The sequence below is a fragment of the Arthrobacter sp. 05T45 genome (assembly GCF_056395875.1).
This window is the reverse complement of record NZ_JBFTKI010000001.1, coordinates 422,024-441,104: the sequence shown is the minus strand read 5'-3', so window position 1 is coordinate 441,104 and position 19,081 is coordinate 422,024. Positions and strand designations below refer to the sequence as shown.

Sequence of the window (19,081 nt, the reverse complement as noted above, 5' to 3'; positions counted from 1 at the left end):
CCGATCAGGCGCGGCGCCGCTGGAGGACATCATCAAGGTTGCTCAAGGCGCTCTGGGCCTTGCTGAGCTGCTTAGTCTCAGAATCGTCGGCGGTCTGCGGATCGGACGCTGCCGGTCGCGCCGAGGCCTGCTTGAGAGACGGTTTCCCTACGGCCTTCGGCGTCTCGGGAAGGTCAAGGGGCATTGGGGCCGCACGTTCGGCCTTCGGGGCTTCGACGTAGGTGGGCTTGGGAACCTCGACGGGCTCCCAACTCGTGCCCTCCGCTACTGCACCTGCGTCGGCTGCCATGGCCGCCGAGGCATCCCCAGAGGCGACGGCTTCAGCGAGGGCGGCCTGGCGGAGTTCCAGTGCGGTCAGCGGCTTCGGCGCGGGCTCGGGCGTGTCGCGGCCCGCTTCGGCGTCGAAGAGCGGGCTTTCCGGCCGGGCAGCGGGACGTCCGTCGGGAAGGGAGGGTGTCTGTTCGGGCACCGACGGCCGCGCAGGGGTGCGTTCCGGGCTGCCCATGGCTGCACGGAATGCAGCGTTCATCTTCCGCCGGCGATCGCGGACGGCAAGACGACGAAGCAGCGCCACTGCGGCGAAGGCGCCCAGGAGGGCGGTCACCGGCAGCCAGCCTGAACCGATGCCGAAAAGTCGAAGGGCTCCGGACACCACTGCCGTGAGGAGAGCCAGGAGCCCGGCTACCGCCAGCACCAGCCGCCCCCAACGAATCCGGAATGCCGGGGAGCCCGACTGCGCAATCGGATTCGCCCGAGGGGTCGCCGCGTTGCCCGCCCCAGGCCCAGGTGTGCCGCCGGCCGGGTCTGCGCGCTGTGTGCTGATCATGGGTTTCTCCTGCTGCGCCGCCATTTTCATAACCTTCCCCGCATGTGGATCTGCTGGTTCCATGTCAATGACATCCGCCAGGAATTCGCCTGCAGGCTGCAGCTGGTGGCGTCCGTTCCGGAGAACGTAAGGCGCCACCCACACGATCCAGAGCGCAACAGCAATGACAAGGATCACAGAGCTGCTAAGAGGGAAGTCCACACTCAAAACCGTATGAGGTATATGGGGTGCTGCCCCGCATTGTCAGGGGTGTGTCGCGCGCGCAGCGGCGACTGGCCGGCGTCGGGGCGTCTTGGCTGGTCAGGCGGCTCTCATGGGCCTCAGGACTGGCGGGTTCTCAGCCACCGCGCGAGGAGGCCTTCCGGCACTTCCTCAGCCGTGAGCGCGAAGGTCCGGTGGTCTGCCCATTCACCGTTGATGTGCAGGAACCTGGGCCGGAATCCCTCGTCACGAAACCCGAGTTTTTCCACCACGCGCAGGCTCGGCGCGTTCTCCGGCCTGATGTTGATCTCCATGCGGTGCAGGCCAAGGGTGCCGAAGCAATAGTCGGTCGCCATGGCCACGGCGGTCGGGGCGATCCCCCGGCCGGCCCGTTCCTTGTCGACCCAATAGCCAAGCGTCGCCATCATGGCCGATCCCCAGACGATCGAGGACACCGTCAGCTGCCCCACGATCACCGGCGCCTGATGGCCTGGTGTCCATTCCGCGATGACGAACGGCAGGGCCGTGGCCTGCGCGGCCTGGGCCTTGAGCGAGCGCACCATCTGCCGGTAGTCCGGCAGGCCGCCGCCGGGGACCGGGTTCGATGCCTCCCAGGGGGCCAGCCACTCGCAGTTGCGGGACCTGAGCGCTGTCCACTCCTTGCGGTCCCGGTACCGGATCGGGCGCAACACGATTTCGCCGCTCTCCAAGGTCACCGGCCAGGTGAAGCTGCCCCCCACGGGAGTTATTTGGCGAGGCTGGGGGCCAGGCTGGACGCGAAGCCGGGCAGCCATTCGCGCAGGCCCGGGCCGAGGTCCTCACTGTCGCAGGCGAGCTGGACACAGGCCTTGAGGTAGCTGAGCTTGTCGCCGGTGTCGTAGCGGCGGCCGCGGAAGATGACGCCGTACACGCCGTAGCCCTCGCCGGTGCCGGCCGAGAGTTCCTGCAGGGCGTCCGTGAGCTGGATTTCCCCGCCGCGGCCGGGCGCGGTGCGCTCCAGCACTTCAAAGACGGCCGGGTGCAACACGTAGCGGCCAATCACGGCCAGGTTGGACGGGGCGTCCGCGACATCGGGCTTCTCCACGAGCTGGTTGATGCGGACGTAGTCCTCACCGCCGATTGCCTCGACGTCCGCGCAGCCGTAGGCACTGATCTGGGACGGGTCCACCTCGATCAGGGCGACCACTGACCCGCCGGTCTTGGCCTGGACCTCGATCATGGTGCTGAGGAGCTCATCGCGGGCGTCAATGAGGTCATCTCCCAGGAGGACGGCGAACGGCTCATGCCCGACGTGCTGCTTGGCCCGGAGGACGGCGTGGCCGAGGCCCATGGGATCGCCCTGGCGGACGTAGTGGATGTCACCGAGGTTGCTGGCGGCCTGGATGGATTCGAGCTTCGCAGTGTCACCCTTCGCCTCCAGGGTGGACTCCAGCGCGGGGACGCGGTCGAAGTGGTCCTCCAACGCCCGCTTGTTGCGGCCAGTGATCATCAGGATGTCGTTCAGGCCGACATTCACGGCCTCCTCGACGACGTACTGGATGGCCGGCTTGTCAACGACAGGCAGCATTTCCTTGGGCATGGCCTTTGTGGCCGGGAGAAACCTGGTACCAAGGCCCGCGGCGGGGATAACGGCCTTGCGGACGGAAGCGATGGGTGTATTCACACGACTAATCTAACGGAGGGACCAATCATTGCGTAATCATTATGCGAACCGCCTGCCGGGCCCCCCGGTGCAGCGCGGCCGCAAAAGGCAGAGGACGGGCCAAGATGGCGTCAAAAGAGGAAATTCGCTCCAGCCACAGGGCGGCGCGTTCCGCACTCCCGCTGGCCGCACAGGACACCGCCGCGGCGGGCATCGCCAGCCACGGGCTCGCTTGGGCCTCCGGGCTTGGCCGCGGCCGCCAGGGCACCTTCGCGGCGTACCTCGGGGTGGGTGCCGAACCGCCCACACTGCCACTGCTGACTGCCCTGGTCGAGGCCGGGCACCGGGTGCTGCTGCCCGTTTGCGAACCCGACATCGAGCTCAGCTGGGTGTACTGGACTCCCCAGTCCGGGTTTGTCCGCAGCCGGTACGCGCCCATCCAGGAGCCTGTCGGAGAGCGCCACGGAACCGAAGTCATGCGGGACGCCACCGCAATCTTCCTGCCGGCCACCGCGGTGGATTTCTCGGGCAACCGAATCGGGCAAGGCGGCGGCTACTACGACAAGTTCCTTGCCGCCCTGGCTGCTATGTCCTCCGCGTCCGGCGGGGCGGACGCCGGGGCGGCCGACGCTGCGGCCGACGCTGTCGCGTTGCCGACTGCCGCCGTCGTCTATGACACGGAGGTGTTGCCCGCAGGCAGCATCCCCGCGGAGTCGTTCGACCGGAAAGTCGACACGGCGCTGACCCCGGGCGGGATCGTCCGCCTCGGCCGATCCCGGCCCGCCTGATCCGGGGTCCCGCCAAGGTGATAGAATTGGCACTCAGGCCCTGCGACTGCTAAGGACGGAACAGGTCGATAGACATATCGGCGGTGATCCGGACTCCGCAGCACGGGACCTGCTCGTTTGCCCCTGAGGAGGATTTCCAGTGCCCACGTATGCATACGCCTGCAAGGACTGCAGCCACGCCTTCGAGATCGTGCAGTCGTTCAGCGACAACTCCTTGACGTCCTGCCCCGAGTGCCAGGGCACGCTGCGCAAGAAGTTCAACAGCGTCGGCGTAGTGTTCAAGGGCTCCGGCTTCTACCGGACCGATTCGCGCGACACCAAGGGCAGCACGGTTTCCCCGGCTCCTGCAGCTCCCGCGCCCGCCGCCGCGGCCAGCTAAGGCACCTGCCGGGTTGGCGCCGGCCACCGGCTGGGCTACGGCCGGCTGATTCTGGGCACTGCCTGAATCCCTGTCCGCTGTTGCCGTTGCCGCTGTTGCCGTTGTCCACATAGGACGTTCCGCAGCTGCCGCCGCTCTGCGCAGATCCGTAGCGTGGCGGCATGGAACTTTTCCTCACCGCGGTTTCCCCGCCTTCGTTCAAGACGGCTGCCCCGGCGGCGCCTGTGCCGTCTTCCACGCCTTTATTCAGGCCTTTCCGCGCCGCAATGCCTGAAGCTGGCCCCGGCCGCTGGTCCCGTACCGGTATCCGTCCAACGAGCCTTCCTGCCGCCACGTTTTCCGCCGCAGGCCTTCCGTTCCGGAGCCGGATCGGTCCCGTGAAACCCCGCCGGCGTCCGCCCCGCGGCCGTCCGTCGTGGCGCCGCCTGCGCGGCTGGCTGAACCGGAACCGGCGGCTTATCGCGGCCCTCCTGTTCTGCATCCCCGCCGGACTGACAGTTCAGCAACTGGCTCCAGCGCCCACTGACACTGTCGCAGCCTTCGCCGCCGCGGCCGATCTGCCCGCTGGAAAGTCCCTGGAACCCGGCGATCTCAGTAGGATCAGCGTGCCACCCGGCCTTATTCCTGCGGGCAGCCCCGGCAGCGAGACCGCGTTCGTGGGAAAACAGCTCGCCGCACCGTTGCGCCAGGGCCAGCTCCTCACCGACGCCCAGATCCTGGGACCGGGCCTGCTCGCCGGAAGCCCGCGAGGCTCTGCGGCCGTGCCGCTGAGGATGGCAGATCCGGCCTCCATCCAGCTGGTCTCCCCCGGGCAGCTCGTCAACGTGGTGCTCACTGCCGGCAACGGCATGGAACAACCCGGCGAAAGCCAAATCCTGGCCGAAGCCGTACCAGTGCTCTGGACGTCGACGCAGGGCGGCAAAGCCGGCTCCTGGCCCGCCACTGCGGAGACTGACGGGCTGGTGGTGGTGGCAGCGACGGCCGACCAGGCCCGTAGGCTGGCGGGCGCGTCTACCCAGGGCAAATTGTTTTTCGTGCTTGTGGCTTCACCGCCGGGCTAGCTGTCCAGCCAGCAGGGCGTTTCCGCCGGGCCAGTGGCCCGGGCCGTATGCTCCGACGCGGGCCGCGCCCGCAGGCTCTGGGCTGCGGGCCGCCACGTCAGCCCCAGTGCGGCGGCTTCTGTTCCTGGAGCCAGGCGTCGTGATCGTAATTATCAGGCTGGTCACCCCAGCGCCGGGGGTCGTCTTCCGCCGCCTTGTTCGGCAGCACACCCTCCGGAACGGTGGCCTGTGCCTCCGAACGGCGGGACGTCTCCTTCGCGGCCTCCTGGTCCGGCCCGTCGCCGGTCGATTCCCCGGTCGATTCGCCGGCCTTCGACCCTGCGGTGTCGGCCGCGGCCTCCGTCGACTCGCCGGTCTTCGGCCCCGCGGTGTCGGCCGCGGCGCCCGCCGCGCCGGCTTCGCGGGCGCCGGTGGCGCCGGCGTCGTTCGTGTTGCCGGTGTTCGTGTTGCCGGTGTCGCCGGTGTTGCTAGTGATGCCGTCCGCACTCATGCCGCCGGCCTCCTTACTGCCTGTATTGCCTGTCATTGCTGATGCTGGTGCCTGCCGGCGGAATTCTTGGCCGGCAGTTTCGTGGCCGCGGAATACCTGTCCCGCGGGTTCGGCCGCCACGTGGTACTCGGCGGCCCGCGCCTCGTCAATCGCCAAATGCTCGATGCCGTCGTCGAAGAAACCGTGCGATGTCCGCAGCCGGCTGGACACGGCGGGCTTCTCCAACCCGAGGTACCCGCCAATCCGGTCGGCGCAGGCCGAGGGGTCGGTGAAGACCTCTATGGTCCACAGGGGCATGTACCGCCAGCCAAGCCGCTCCAGGAGCTGCGGCCGGAGCCTGCTCCGTTCACGGACGCTCATCCGCCGGTAGTGGCTGGTGCCATCCGACTCGATCGCCACCGGACGGGGAATCTCCGCATCGTCCTGGCCGATCGTGGTCATCGGATCGGCGGCCGCCACCATGTTCAGGACACCGTCGTACTGGTGCCACACCCGTGCCCCGCGGGCCCGGAGCCGGTCACCCAGGTCGGCCACGAGCGGATCGGCGCCGAGCGCCTGCTCGCTGGCCGCGGCCCGGGAGGCGGGGCTGCCAAGATCCGTGTTGCCCGCGATCTCACGGTCCAGGAGCTCGTAGAAGTCCACGGCGCCGTGGCTGAGGCGGCTGACATCAAGGTCTTCGGGCCGGAAGCAGCTGAGCACGTGCAGGGACCGGCGGGCACGCGTCATCGCCAGGGCGAATTTTGCTCGGCCACCTTCGGCGGAAAGCGGCCCGAGGCTGTGGAGGGTGCGCCCATGCGGGGTGCGGCCATAGCCCGGGGAAAAGATGACGTGGTCGCGCACCAGGCCCTGGGCCCGTTCCAGATCCACTACGCGGAAGGACTCATCCCCCGCAGTGAAGAAGCTGCCCAGCATGGGGTAGTTGGGCAGTTGCGCCCTGATGGCCTCGCCGATCCGGGCGGCATGGCGAAGGCTGCCGGTCACCACGGCCAGCGACGTCCGGGGGCGGAGCCGGGCGTGCTCGAAGACCAGCTCCACCGCGCGGTTGACCTCGGCAACAACCGATTCGACGCCGTCGTGGTCAGCGCTGGGCAGCCCCGTGCCGTCGGGGAGGTACTCCACGCTGAGGGTACGGTCCAGCCCTGTGGCGGATTGGCCCTCCGGGAGGCGGGTGAGTTCCCCGCCGTAAAAACCCTTGCTGAGCTGGCGCACCAGGTCTTCATCGACCGCACGGTACACGGTCCTCAGGTTCCAGACCGGAAGCACGGCAGAGAGTGCCCGGTACGAGCTCTCAACGCTTTGGTAGGAGCTCTCCCCCGCGGCGAGCCGTTCGACGCCCACGGTAAAGGTCCGGGGGCTGGCGATCTGTTCGTCGCCGAAGGCGATGACCTGCCGGGACCGGGCGATCGCCGGGAGGACGGCCTGCAACGAGGTCGTCTCGGCGTCGAGGATCACGACGGCATCGAAGGTCTGCTCGATCGGCAGCAGACCCGTCATGAGGTAGGGGCTGACGGACCACACCGGTACCAGTGTGGGCAGCAGCTCCTGCGCCTGGCCGCTCAGGGCGGCCAGGGTCACCCGGCCGTCCTTCAGCAGGCTGCGCAACAGCTCGGCCTGGCGGGGGTACGCCGAGATGGCAGTGCGCCAGCGCTCGGACAGGTTCCAGCGCAGCCGGGCAGCGCCGCTGGCGATATGGGCGTTGTCCGCGAGACGGTACTCCGCCTCAAGCTGGCGCAGGGCGTCGCCGTCGGACATGGCGAGGTAGTCATCGCCGCTGATCATGGCCTCCAGGGCCGACTGCCACCAGGCCAGCTCGAGTTCGGCGGTCACCGAACCCTCCGGGACCTCTCGCTCGGCAAGGTCGGCGAGAAGCTCGCCCAGGCCGTGCTCTCGCATGCTTTCGACGAGCAGCGTGCGCTCCGGAAGGGTTTCAAGGGTCGCGGTGTCGGCGACGAGCCGCCGCACCCGGGGCAGGAGTTCGTCGTAGGGTGCGCGCTCCAAGTCGCCGCCGGCGGCGGTGTGCTTGACAGCCAGGCCCAGTTCAGCCAGTTCCGCTGCGAGCTCCCGGTAAAGGCCGCTGATTTCAGCCAGCCCGGACGGCACGGCCGGGTGCCGCTGCGTGGTCGCGTAGCCGGACCAGGCGGCGCGCTGTTCCTGCACGAGGACCAGGGAGCTGTGCAGGTCCGCGATGTGCACGCCGGGCCGGACGTACTCCTTGGCCACCCTGCGCAGGCGTGAGCGCTGCATGGACGGCATTTCGATCCCGCGTTCCCTGCGCCAGGCAGAGGACGCGGTGGCCGAGATCAGGTCGTGGACGGGCCGGTCAAAGATGTCGGGAGTGAATTTGTCCAGACTTTCGCGGACGGCCACGAGAAGTTCAATCTGCTCGCCCCATTCGGCGAAGGTCCGGCCGAGCCGGATCTCTGCGTGTTCCGCCACGGCATCCATGCGCCCGCGCAGCAACGGCAGTTTTTCCGCAACGGACTGGGCAACGCCCTGCGCTTCCTGCGTCTCCTTGCGGGTCAGCAGGCGCGCGCCGTGCCAGGGGCTGGTGGTCGACGCCCGGCTGAAGCTGCCGAGCTCGGCGGCGCGGCGGAGCCGGCCTGCGAGCTCCTCGCGGTCCCGGATATTGTCCAGCACGCTGCGCTTGAGCCGGACGGTCGTCGCCGGTGCCGGCTGGATGGAGGTCAGCTCTGCAAGGGACTGCATGGCCTCATACGGCGAGCAACCCCAGCGCGCCCGGACGTTGTGCAGGGAGGCTACGTGGTCCATGAGGGCGTGGCGGTGCCCGGTCAGGGTGGCGTGCAGGTTGCTCAGTTGCGGCTGCAGCGACTTCTCGTTGCGGACGATCGCCCGGACCAGCTGGCCCTTCAGCTGCAGCGGGCTGGCGCTGCCCGTCAGCTGCAAGAGGACCGAATCCAGGCCGAGGCCATCCAGCTGCCCGGAGATCTCGGCGAGGCTGGCCCGCCTGTCGCCAACCACCAGGACGGACTTGCCCTCGTCCACCAGGGCGCCGATGGTGTTGATGACTGTCTGGGTCTGGCCCGTGCCCGGCGGGCTGCTGACCACCAGCGAGTCGCCCGCCCGGACGGCGTCGACCACATACTGCTGGTCCGTGTCGGCGTCGAGCAGCAGAAGCTCGTCCGCGGGGTCACGGTCGTCCGTGCTGGGGAAGCGGCCGGGTTCCAGAGCAGGCACGTCGACCAGTTCGCCGGAACCGGACCGGGCCAGCGCGGTGACCAGGGGGTTGTTCTGGTTGATCCACGGATCATCGAGGTTGCCGGAGAGGTCGGCGAAGGTGGAGACGAGCAGGTTGTGTTCGACCTCCGCGCCGTGAATCGGCTGGACCAGGGTGCCCAGGCGGTCCAGAACGGGCTGCGGGTCGTAACGGGCCGTGCTGTACGCCATCCGCGTCACCGCGTTGACGTCGAAAACGATCCCGTGGACGGTCTTGAGGTGCCGGACCAGCGCCGGGTTGATCTGCGCCTGTTCGGTGAGCTGCAACTCATAGTCGTCCTCGCCGGGGCGCACAGTGAGGGATATGGCGGTGAGCATGACCGGGGCCGAGATCCGTTGCGGCTTACCGCCGACGGCGGACGTCCAGACGACCGTGCCGGCGGAGAAATACCCCGCGTCGATGCCGCGGTCATTGGCGAGTTCGAAAATCTTGGAGCGCAGGTTTCGTGATGCCCTGGCCGCGACAACGAATTGCTGGCGGTCGCGGATCAGGGTCGAGAGCCGGGTACGCCGCCCTGCCATCAGCTGGGCGAGCCCCGAGGGATGGGCATGAGTCAGGTCAATTGAGCCTTCGGGCGTCTTGGTGAAGCGCAGCATGGTATCTGCACCGGTGACGGGCTTGAGCCCCGACAGCCATTTCCTGAACTCCTCGGAGCCCTCGGGGTGGCCTTGACCAACTGACACTGCTGCCTTCTTTTCTGTGCTCGACTTCTCTGTGCCGGACCGCGGCGGGCTCGACTCTGGCGGGTTCGTCGTATCAACGCTCGTCTGTGTTGCGTCCGCGCTTTCCCTGGCCGCATCTTGTGTGGTCGCGGTTGCCAGGCTCGCGCGGGACGCCTTGGACCATACCGGCATGCTTTCGAGGGTAGCCCGAATCCCCCGCAGGTGCGGGGCCGCAACACTGGGCGGTGCGAAATTCAGGCTGAATTGTCAGAAACATTGTCAGGAACAAAATGAAATGGCCGGCCTCGAAAGGCCGGCCACTCAGATTGCTATTCCCACTCGATGGTTCCCGGCGGCTTGCTGGTCACATCCAGCACCACGCGGTTGACGCCTTCCACCTCGTTGGTGATCCGGTTGGAAATCCGGGCCAGGAGATCGTAGGGCAGCCGCGACCAGTCGGCGGTCATGGCGTCCTCGGAGGACACGGGGCGCAGGACAATCGGGTGTCCGTAAGTGCGGCCGTCGCCCTGGACGCCCACGCTGCGGACGTCCGCCAGCAGCACCACGGGCATCTGCCACACTTCGTCATCCAGTCCGGCCGCGGTCAGCTCGGCGCGGGCGATCGCGTCGGCCTTGCGGAGCAGGTCCAGGCGTTCTTTGGTGACATCGCCGACAATCCGGATGCCGAGGCCCGGGCCGGGGAACGGCTGGCGGCCGACGATTTCCTGCGGCAGGCCGAGCTGGGCACCGACCGCGCGGACCTCGTCCTTGAACAGGGCGCGCAGCGGTTCAACCAGTTCAAACTGCAGGTCCTCGGGGAGCCCGCCCACGTTGTGGTGGCTCTTGATGTTGGCCGCACCCTCGCCGCCGCCGGATTCGACGACGTCGGGGTACAGGGTGCCCTGGACGAGGAACTTGATCTTCTCCCCGTGCGCCGCTGCCTCGGCGATGATCGCCAGTTCGGCTTCCTCGAAGGCGCGGATGAATTCGCGGCCGATGATCTTGCGTTTGGTCTCGGGATCGCTGACGCCGGCTAGGGCGCTCAGGAAGCGCTCCTGCTCGTTGGCGACGTAGAGCTTGACGCCGGTGGCGGCCACGAAGTCGCGTTCGACCTGTTCGGCTTCGCCCTCGCGCAACAGCCCGTGGTCCACGAAGACGCAGGTCAGCTGGTCGCCGACGGCGCGCTGTACCAGGGCGGCGGCCACAGCCGAGTCGACGCCGCCGGAGAGGCCGCAGATGACCCTGGCGTCGCCGATCTGGTCACGGATCCGCTGGACCTGCTCTTCCAGAATGTTGCCGGTGGTCCAGTTCGGTTCCAGCCCGGCGCCCTTGAAGAGGAAGTTTTCCAGGACCTGCTGGCCGTAGGCCGAGTGCTTGACTTCGGGGTGCCACTGGACGCCGTAGAGGCGCTTGTCCTCATTGGCGAACGCCGCGACGTCGGCGCCCGCCGTCGTCGCCAGGACCTCAAAGCCCTCGGGGGCTTCGTGAACGGAGTCGCCGTGGCTCATCCAGGTGCTCTGGTGCTGGGGCATGCCGGCCAGGATGGAGCGGCCCTCGCCGAGGGTGGTGGTCTCGGTGGCGCCGTATTCGCGCAGGCCCGTCTGGGCCACCTTGCCGCCGAGGGCGTTGGCCATGGCCTGGAAGCCGTAGCAGATGCCGAACACCGGGACGCCGGCCTCGAAGAGGTCGGCACCGACGCTGGGGGCGCCGTCGGCGTAGACGCTCGAGGGCCCTCCCGAGAGGATGATCGCGGCGGGATTCTTGGCCAGCAGCTGCTCGGTGCTGTACGTATGCGGAACCACTTCCGAATACACATTCGCTTCCCGGACGCGGCGGGCAATCAGCTGCGCGTACTGGGCACCGTAGTCAACAACCAGAACCGGCCTGTGGGACGTCTGGGATGCAGTGGGAGTAGTCACCCCACTAGCCTACTTTGCGCCGCTGCCCGCCCGCACATTGAGAAGCCGGTGCGGGCCCGAATCGCGGGCCGAGGTAAGCGAACTCACATGCCCGACGGCGGCTGCCGGCGTCGTGTCACTGTTCCGGAAGGACTGATCGGGACGGATCAGGAAGGGCGCCGGGTCAGGAGGGGTTCAGTACCGCTGGGGCGCCTGCGGGTTTGCTGCGAGTTCGGCCTCGACCTCGGCGTGGAACTTCTTCTCGACGAAGAAGGACAGGAACGGCACGACGCCACCCAGGGCCATAACCACCAGCTTGGTGAACGGCCAGCGCATGAGCGACCACAGCCGGAAGTTGGAAATCAGGTACACGACGTACATCCAGCCGTGCACGATCAGGACCGTGATGGAGAGGTTGACGCCCCCGATCACCCCTGGCGGCTCGGCGTCGGCGAATCCGAGGCCGAACGGCTGGCCGGTGACGGCGTTGGTGCCGCCGGCGAAGAGGTACTGACCGAAGCCGTACCGGGCGATCAGTTCGGCGCAGAGCAGCAGCAGCATCGTGCCCGTCAGGTAGGCGAGCACCTTGTAGAACTTCAGGGCGGACCGGATTTGGGCCTCGGTGCCGCCGAAGCGGCGCTTCTTCCCGGCTTTCCCCGTGCCGTTGGTGGACTGCGGCTGGATGGCGGGCTGGGGCTCGATCATGATTGCACTCTCGGGTCTGTGGGTTGGGGGGCTGTGGGATGGGAGTCGGTGGGCGTTTGGGCCGCCTGGTGGTGGGCCGCGTTGTGGTGGGCCGCGTGGCGGTCGGTTGGGGGCTCTTCGCCGGCCGTTTCCTCGTCGAGCGCGTCTTCGAGGTCGCGGCGGTAGTCGTCCTTGACGAGCCGCCACCAGATGAACAACGCGAAACCGGCGAAGACCACCCATTCCACGGAATAAAAGAGGTTGAGCCAGTTGACCTGCTGCGCGGGCGGCTGCGGGCCGATCCGGAGGGGTTTGACGTCGCCGCCTGCGGCCGCGGCCCCGACGTCGGTGCCGCCGGCCAGTTCGGTGGTCGCTGCGACAAAGCCCGGGTAGCTGCTGACGTTCCAGTCGTTGATGAGTTCGGCAACCGAGACGGCGCTGGCGCGGCCGGGTCCGGGATCCGTCCGCGGCAGCGGGGACTCGGACGGCAACAGCCGCCCGGTCAGTTCGATGGTGCCCGACGGCGGCGCCACGGCATCCGCGGGATCCGCCACCCATCCGCGTGCGACCGGAATCCAGGTCTGCGGTGTGGCCCCGCCGCCTTTTAGGGCCGGGGCATCCTTGACGGCGAAGGCCGACAGGATCCAGTAGCCCTTCGCACCGTCATTGAGCCGGCCGGGGACGAGGACCTGCTTCTGTGGGTCGTAGCTGCCGGTGGCGGAGACCATCTGGTCAGCCACGGATCCGGGGAAGAAACCACCCGGCTGCAGGACCGAGGTCAGCTGCCGCGTTTGCTCCGTTGTGGTGGAGACCGGGGCTTCGGCCTGCGTTGAACGGCCGAATTGCCACTGGCTGAGCAGCACAAAGACCCCGGAAATGGCGATCGCGAACACGAGTCCTGCGATCCAGCGGGGTTTGAGGGCAGTTTTCAGCACCCCTTAAAGGTACTTCGTCCCTGTGTAGAACAGCGAAACGGGCCATCGAGAGTGGGGCAGCCGGGTCCCTGCGTGGCGACGGAGTCGACACGAAAGGGCCTGCCCCTAGAGAGGGGCAGCCGGGTCCCTGCGTGGCGACGGAGTCGACACGAAAGGGCCTGCCCCAATCTCAGTGGTCGAAGAACACCAGGCTGGAATTGATCAGTTCGGCGATCACTTCGGCGTCGTAGGCGCGGCGGAGCGATTCGCGGAAGGACTCTTTCGACAGTGAGCGTGCCAGCGTCGCGAGCACTTCGAGGTGATCGGAAAAGGAGCTCGCCGGGGTGGCGATGAGCAGAATCACTGTGGCCGGGCCGTCGGCCGCGCCGAAGTCCAGCGCCCTGCCGTACTTCGTGATGCCGACCGCGATGGATGTCTGTGACACGAGCTCGCTGCGGGCGTGCGGCAGGCCGACACCGCCGGGCAGGCCGGTGGCGAGCTGGTGCTCCCGGGCATTGACCTGCTTGAGGAAGCCCTCGAGATCGGAGATTCGTCCGGCAGCATGCATGCGTTCAGCGAGCTGGGCAGTGGCGTCGAGCTTGTCCGTGGCATCCATTTCGAGGATCACCATCTCGGGTGTGGTGAGCTCGGCGTCGTACCGGTCCAGTGGTTCCGCCAAGAGATGTCCCTTCGAAGTGGCGTCAGTGACGCCGGCCGGCAGTCCAATGACTAGCGTTGTAATCCTGCACTGCCGGCCGGCGCTGAGTCTTAGCGCAGGGGCACGATGTCCTCCACGCCCAGCCGTGCGGCGTCGGCGGATTCGTCGTCCGGCTGCTGTTGGCTCAGGCGCTCGGCATCAACCCGGGCCAGATAGTGCTTGATTTCGCCCTCGCGCTGCGCATCACTCCAGCCGAGAACGTCTCCCATTAGTTTAGCGACTACCGGAGCGGCGGACACACCGCGGTCCCACGCTTCAATCGAAATCCGGGTGCGGCGGGTCAGGACGTCCTGGACGTGCCGGGCGCCCTCATGCGTGGCCGCGTAGACGGCTTCGGCGGCCAAATAGTCGTCAGCACCCGGCAACGGTTCGGCCAGTTCCGGGCTGTCGGCGATGAGCGCCAGGACCTCCGGCGTCATGGCACCGTAGCGGTTGAGGAGGTGTTCGATCCGGGCAACGTGGACGCCGGTCTCCTCCGCCATCCGGTTCCGCTGGTTCCACGCGGCCTTGAAACCGCTCGCCCCCAGCAACGGGACGGATTCCGTGCAGCTGGCCGGGACGCGCTCGTCCATGCTGCGCGTCGCCTCGTCGACCGCGTCCTTGGCCATGACCCGGTAGGTGGTCCATTTACCGCCCGCCACCACCACGAGACCCGGCACGGGGTGGGCCACCACGTGTTCGCGGGAGAGCTTCGCGGTGGAATCGCTTTCCCCGGCCAGCAGCGGCCGCAGCCCCGCGTAGACGCCCTCGACGTCCTCGCGGGTCAGCGGGCGCTTGAGGACCTTGTTGACGTGCTCGAGCAGGTAGTCGATGTCCTTGCTGGAGGCCGCGGGGTGGGCCTTGTCGAGGTGCCAGTCGGTGTCAGTGGTCCCGATGATCCAGTGCCTGCCCCAGGGGATCACGAAGAGCACGGATTTCTCGGTCCTCAGGATCAGCCCCACCGTGGACTGGATCCGGTCGCGGGGCACCACGAGGTGGATGCCCTTGGACGCCCGCACCTTGAGCTGCCCGCGGTCTGTCACCATGGCCTGGGTCTCGTCCGTCCAGACCCCGGTGGCGTTGATGACCTGCTTGGCGCGGATTTTGAAGCTGGAGCCGTCCTCGTGATTGACCACCTTGGCGCCGACCACGCGCTCGCCCTCGCGCACGAAGTCCACAACCGACATCTGGTTGACCGCGTGGGCGCCGTAGTGCGCCGCGGTCCGCACGAGGTTGGCGACGTACTTGGCGTCGTCGACCTGGCCGTCGTAGTAGCGGATGGATCCGACGAAGGCGTCGTCCTTGAGGCTGGGGGCGGCGCGCAGGGTCCCTCGCCGGGACAGGTGCTTGTGGAAGGGGACGCCGCGGCTGTGCCCGCCGGTGATGGACATCGCGTCGTACAGGGCGATTCCGGCGCCGACATAGGGCCGCTCCAGGAATGGTTTGTGGAGCGGGTACAGGAACGGGACCGGCCGGGCCAGGTGCGGCGCCAGGACGGAGAGAATGAGGCCGCGCTCATGCAGTGCCTCTTTGACCAGGCCGAAGTCGAGCATTTCGAGGTACCGGAGGCCACCGTGGATGAGCTTCGAGGACCGCGACGACGTCCCCGCAGCCCAGTCGTTCGCCTCGACGATGCCCACACTGAGCCCGCGGGTCACGGCGTCGAGGGCGGCGCCGGCACCCACGATGCCTCCGCCCACGATCAGGATGTCGAGCTCTTTGCCGGGGGCGGTGCTGCCCCTGAGCACAGTGATTGAAGCCTCGCGAGCCGCTGGCCCGAGGGCACCTCCGGCCTCGGCAGAACCGCCGGGAAAACTGTTCATGTCACGCCTCCATCCGGATCAAACCTCGTAGGGCACCAGACTACGTCCAAGTTTCCCGGATGGGCAGGGCCCTCAACGGCCCGCGCGCGGTTTCAGTTGCCGGCGTACGGCGAGACGACGACGTCGACGCGCTGGAATTCCTTCAGGTCCGAGTAGCCGGTGGTCGCCATTGAACGGCGCAGCGCGCCGACGAGGTTGGAGGTGCCGTTGGTGTGGTGGCCGGGCCCGAACAGAACCTCTTCGAGCGGCCCGACCGTTCCCACGTTGACCCTGTCGCCGCGGGGCAGTTCGAGGTGGTGGGCTTCCTGGCCCCAGTGCCAGCCCTTGCCGGGGGCTTCGTCGGCGCGGGCCAGGGCGCTGCCCAGCATCACGGCGTCGGCGCCCATGGCGATGGCTTTGACGATGTCGCCGGAGGAGCCCATGCCGCCGTCGGCGATCACATGGACGTAGCGTCCACCGGACTCGTCCATGTAGTCCCGGCGGGCCGCCGCGACGTCGGAGATCGCGGAGGCCATGGGCGAGTGGATGCCCAGGGCGCGCCGGGTGGTGGTGGTGGCTCCGCCGCCGAAGCCGACCAGCACGCCGGCGGCGCCGGTGCGCATCAGGTGCAGGGCCGGGGTGTAGCCCGCCGCCCCGCCGACGATCACGGGGACGTCGAGTTCGTAGATGAACTGCTTGAGGTTTAGCGGCTCGTGGTCCTTGGAGACGTGCTCGGCCGAGACAGTGGTCCCGCGGATGACGAAGATGTCGACGCCGGCGGCCACCACGGTCTTGTAGTGTTCCTGCGTACGCTGCGGGGTCAGGGAGCCGGCCACCGTGACGCCGGCGGCGCGGATCTCGGCGAGGCGGGAGGTGATCAGCTCAGGCTGGATCGGCGCCTGGTAGAGCTCCTGCATGCGCCGGGTGACGGCCGGGCTGTTGGTCTCGTCAGCGAGGCCCGCGATTTCGTCCAGTACGGACTGCGGGTTCTCGTACCGGGTCCACAGGCCTTCGAGGTCGAGCACACCGAGTCCGCCGAGGCGGCCCAGGGCGATGACGGTCTCCGGCGACATGGCCGAATCCATCGGCGCCGCGATGACCGGCATGTCGAACTTGTAGGCATCGATCTGCCAGGAGACGGAGACGTCCTTGGGGTCACGGGTGCGCCGGTTGGGGACGATCGCAATGTCATCCAGGGAGTAGGCACGACGCCCACGCTTGCCACGGCCAATCTCAATCTCGTAAGTCACTGCTCTAGGTTATCCCAGCGGACGCGGGGCGCCGCTTCGGCGTACTGTGGCGTCATGCTTTGGCGTAACGGACAGCGTTGGATCTTCGACGGACACATTGCCGGACTCGGCACGGGATCGGGCCTGCGCGCGGTGGTGGGCCTGTGGACGCAGTCCCCGTTCGGGTCCTTCACCGACGCGATGGTCCAGCTGCCCTCCGGCCACCGGATCCTGCTGGCACCGAGCGTCGAGGCCGCCGGCTTCATCAGCGCGGTCTATAACTTCGACGAGACCTGCATCGTGCCCCTGGCATCAGAGCATGGGGCGGGGCAGCTCGCCGTCGACGCCGGGCCGCTGCGGATCCGCGCCCGGCTCGGGTCCCGCACCCGGCTGGGCGCCGTGGCGCGGCTGGTCCCCCGGGCTCTGGCGGTGCATCCGCGCTGGCTGCGTGCGGTCAACCCCATTGCGGGCAGAATCTTCCCCGGCGTGCGCACTGCGGGCACGGCCAAGGGCGGCCGGCGGGAATACTACGGGGTCACCGATCTGCACCGCATCGACTCCGCGACCGTCAGCTGGGACGGCGCCGACGCCGGCCCGCTCACCGCCATCCGCCCCGCCGTCAGCTTCGGCTTCAGCAGCGTCCCGCCCGAACCCAGCCTGGCCCGGGTGCGGACGACCATCGAGGGCGCTCCGCTTACTCGCCGCTGACGTTCTCGGTGTCCGGGACGGTGAGCTGGGACTCGAACATCCGGAAGTACCGGCCGCGGCGCGCCACAAGTTCCCTGTGGGTGCCTTGTTCCACGATGCGGCCTTCCTCGAGCATGTAGACCACATCGGCCTTCTCGATCGTGGCCAGGCGGTGGCTGATGGCGATGATGGTGCTGCTGCGGTCGGCGAAGAGCCGCGTGAAGATCCGGTGTTCCGCCAGCGCGTCGATGGCCGACGTCGGCTCGTCCATCACCATGAACGATGCGCCGCGGTAGAAGTTCCGGGCCATCGCCAGCCGCTGCCACTGCCCGCCGGAAAGGCCGGAGCCCTTCCGCCCGCGCGGGTCCTCCATCCAGTTGCTGACGTGGTTGTCCAGGCCGTTGGGCAGTTTGTTGATGAATTCGAGGGCCTCGGCATCCGCGGCGGAGCGCCGGACCCGTCCGTCGTCGCGGGGCGAATCGACGTCGCCGAAGAAGATGTTTTCCGCCGCGGTGGCGAATTCATACTTCAGGAACTCCTGGCTGAGCACCGCCAGGTGCCGGTGCCAGGAGGTGACGTCGACGGCCGCGAGGTCCACGCCGTCGAGCATCACCTGCCCGGAGTCGGGACGGTACAGCCCGGCCAGGATACGGATCAGGGTGGACTTGCCGGCGCCGTTCTCCCCCACGATCGCGATGTGCTGGCCCTGCCTGATGGTCATCGAAATGCCGCGGATCACCTCCAGTTCGCTGCCGGTGTACGTGAAGCGGATGTCCCGCAGTTCCACCGTCTTCGGCGCCTGCAGCAGCGGCGGCGCGTGGCCGGACGGCACGGGCAGGGCCATGAAGAGCTCGTAGTCCGTGAGGTTCGCCAGGTCCTCGTCGATTGAGCTCAGTGAGGAGACGAGGCTGTTGGCGGTCGAGAGGGCGCGGCTGACAATCTGCTGGACATAGAGGAACTGCCCCACCGGCTGGGCCCGGGCGATGATCTGGCCCACCACCCAGATCAGCGAGACCACCTCGGCGCCGTACTGCAGGGCATCGGCCGCGAGCTGTTTGGGGATGTAGCGCTTCTGGAAGTCCAGCCGGCGCTTTTCATCGGCGTCCCGCAGGCGGGAGCGCAGGCCCATCAGGTAGCCGACAATCCCGTAAAGCCGCATCTCGGCGATGTGCTGCGGCCGCAGGAGGTTGGTTTCGATCATCCTGCGCTGCCGGCGCGAATCGACCTGGGTGTTCCAGTGCGCGATCTGTTCGCGGGAGAGCTTGAACTGCAGGTAGACGCTGGGGACGATCGCAACCAGGACGATCACGGCGATCCACCAGCTGACCAGCAGCAGCGCGCCGATCGCCAGCAGCACGGAGACCAGCTGGGTGAAAATGGCGGCGATCCGGTCCAGGACGCGGGCGTAGGAGTCGGAGAAACGCTTCGCCCGGTCGTACAGGTCCACGGTCTCTTTGTCGTCGTAGCGCCAGAAGTCCAGGGTCAGGAAGCGCTCGTACATCAGGTCACCGACGATCGCGCCGACCCGGAAACTCATGAGCTGCTGGATGTAGCGGTCCACGCTGCTGAACGATCCCCAGAAGAGCCCGAGTGCCGCGGTGATGATGACGTACACGACGGCCTGCGCGCCGGCGTCGGCGTCGCCCGCGTAGGCGGCGGCCAGCGCCGTGGTGGTCAGGGCGGCGAAGTACGTCGTGACCAGCGGCAGCAGTGCCGAGATCAGCGAGCCCAGGACCTTCATGACGACGGCGGCGGGCGAGGCGCGGAAGCTCACCCGCAGCACTTGTGCCACGGCGCGGGCGTAGGGCTTGAGCGCGAGCTTGCGTTTGGGCGCGCGTGCCGGCAGGAGTTCGGACATGCCTCCAGCCTAGTTCCGGGACCCGGAG

At 68.0% G+C, this 19,081-nt stretch carries 15 protein-coding genes; 4 read left to right on the top strand and 11 right to left on the bottom strand.

The features are described from left to right. Positions 1-4: 4 nt before the first annotated feature. The 3 genes from AC1DGD_RS02095 to galU all read right to left on the bottom strand — a co-directional run bounded on the left by AC1DGD_RS02095 (position 5) and on the right by galU (position 2,690). Positions 5-1,003: a hypothetical protein gene (locus tag AC1DGD_RS02095; RefSeq protein WP_476855786.1), complete on the bottom strand. Its 999-nt coding sequence runs from the start codon at positions 1,001-1,003 to the stop codon at positions 5-7. A gap of 143 nt (positions 1,004-1,146) precedes the next feature. Continuing rightward, a complete protein-coding gene (locus AC1DGD_RS02090; RefSeq protein WP_018773754.1) occupies positions 1,147-1,767 on the bottom strand; it encodes a GNAT family N-acetyltransferase in 621 nt (206 codons plus the stop codon). 5 nt (positions 1,768-1,772) lie between these two features. Continuing rightward, positions 1,773-2,690 (bottom strand): UTP--glucose-1-phosphate uridylyltransferase GalU, encoded by a 918-nt coding sequence (gene galU / locus AC1DGD_RS02085; protein WP_476855733.1) that lies wholly within the window; start codon positions 2,688-2,690, stop codon positions 1,773-1,775. A gap of 104 nt (positions 2,691-2,794) precedes the next feature. On the opposite strand from galU, the gene AC1DGD_RS02080 reads away from it, so the two are divergent. From AC1DGD_RS02080 to AC1DGD_RS02070, 3 genes are all read left to right on the top strand, one after another. Further along, on the top strand, positions 2,795-3,457 hold the full coding sequence (locus tag AC1DGD_RS02080; RefSeq protein WP_230007623.1) for a 5-formyltetrahydrofolate cyclo-ligase: 663 nt from the start codon (positions 2,795-2,797) through the stop codon (positions 3,455-3,457). A 139-nt stretch (positions 3,458-3,596) separates the two neighbouring features. Then, positions 3,597-3,836, top strand: coding sequence for an FmdB family zinc ribbon protein (locus tag AC1DGD_RS02075; RefSeq protein ID WP_476855732.1), 240 nt, complete (start codon positions 3,597-3,599; stop codon positions 3,834-3,836). A gap of 377 nt (positions 3,837-4,213) precedes the next feature. After that, positions 4,214-4,897, top strand: a complete 684-nt coding sequence (locus AC1DGD_RS02070) for an RcpC/CpaB family pilus assembly protein (protein ID WP_476855731.1) — start codon at positions 4,214-4,216, stop codon at positions 4,895-4,897. A gap of 97 nt (positions 4,898-4,994) precedes the next feature. On the opposite strand, the gene AC1DGD_RS02065 is transcribed toward AC1DGD_RS02070, so the two are convergent. The 7 genes from AC1DGD_RS02065 to AC1DGD_RS02035 all read right to left on the bottom strand — a co-directional run bounded on the left by AC1DGD_RS02065 (position 4,995) and on the right by AC1DGD_RS02035 (position 16,529). Next, complete coding sequence (locus AC1DGD_RS02065) at positions 4,995-9,305, bottom strand: AAA family ATPase (RefSeq protein WP_476855730.1); 4,311 nt, start codon at positions 9,303-9,305, stop codon at positions 4,995-4,997. 308 nt (positions 9,306-9,613) lie between these two features. Next, a complete protein-coding gene (guaA, locus tag AC1DGD_RS02060) occupies positions 9,614-11,203 on the bottom strand; it encodes a glutamine-hydrolyzing GMP synthase (RefSeq protein ID WP_079550220.1) in 1,590 nt (529 codons plus the stop codon). Positions 11,204-11,377: 174 nt separating this feature from the next. After that, complete coding sequence (locus AC1DGD_RS02055) at positions 11,378-11,887, bottom strand: DUF3817 domain-containing protein (protein WP_028275738.1); 510 nt, start codon at positions 11,885-11,887, stop codon at positions 11,378-11,380. Beyond that, entirely contained in the window at positions 11,884-12,801 is a 918-nt protein-coding gene (locus AC1DGD_RS02050; RefSeq protein ID WP_476855729.1) for an SURF1 family protein, read from the bottom strand. The genes AC1DGD_RS02055 and AC1DGD_RS02050 overlap by 4 nt, the downstream gene beginning before the upstream one ends. A gap of 169 nt (positions 12,802-12,970) precedes the next feature. Continuing rightward, positions 12,971-13,459 carry a PTS sugar transporter subunit IIA gene (locus AC1DGD_RS02045; protein WP_028275739.1) on the bottom strand — a complete coding sequence of 163 codons (489 nt, stop codon included), beginning with the start codon at positions 13,457-13,459 and terminating at the stop codon, positions 12,971-12,973. An 89-nt stretch (positions 13,460-13,548) separates the two neighbouring features. Then, the gene (locus tag AC1DGD_RS02040; RefSeq protein WP_028275740.1) at positions 13,549-15,300 is read right to left on the bottom strand and encodes a glycerol-3-phosphate dehydrogenase/oxidase; all 1,752 of its coding nucleotides are present in this window, start codon (positions 15,298-15,300) and stop codon (positions 13,549-13,551) included. Between the two features lie 92 nt (positions 15,301-15,392). Continuing rightward, positions 15,393-16,529: a GuaB3 family IMP dehydrogenase-related protein gene (locus AC1DGD_RS02035; RefSeq protein WP_230007196.1), complete on the bottom strand. Its 1,137-nt coding sequence runs from the start codon at positions 16,527-16,529 to the stop codon at positions 15,393-15,395. 54 nt (positions 16,530-16,583) lie between these two features. On the opposite strand from AC1DGD_RS02035, the gene AC1DGD_RS02030 reads away from it, so the two are divergent. Next, on the top strand, positions 16,584-17,216 hold the full coding sequence (locus AC1DGD_RS02030) for a hypothetical protein (RefSeq protein ID WP_476855728.1): 633 nt from the start codon (positions 16,584-16,586) through the stop codon (positions 17,214-17,216). Here AC1DGD_RS02030 and AC1DGD_RS02025 read toward each other — a convergent pair. Beyond that, a complete protein-coding gene (locus AC1DGD_RS02025) occupies positions 17,203-19,053 on the bottom strand; it encodes an ABC transporter ATP-binding protein (RefSeq protein WP_028275742.1) in 1,851 nt (616 codons plus the stop codon). The genes AC1DGD_RS02030 and AC1DGD_RS02025 overlap by 14 nt on opposite strands. Between the last annotated feature and the right edge of the window lie 28 nt (positions 19,054-19,081).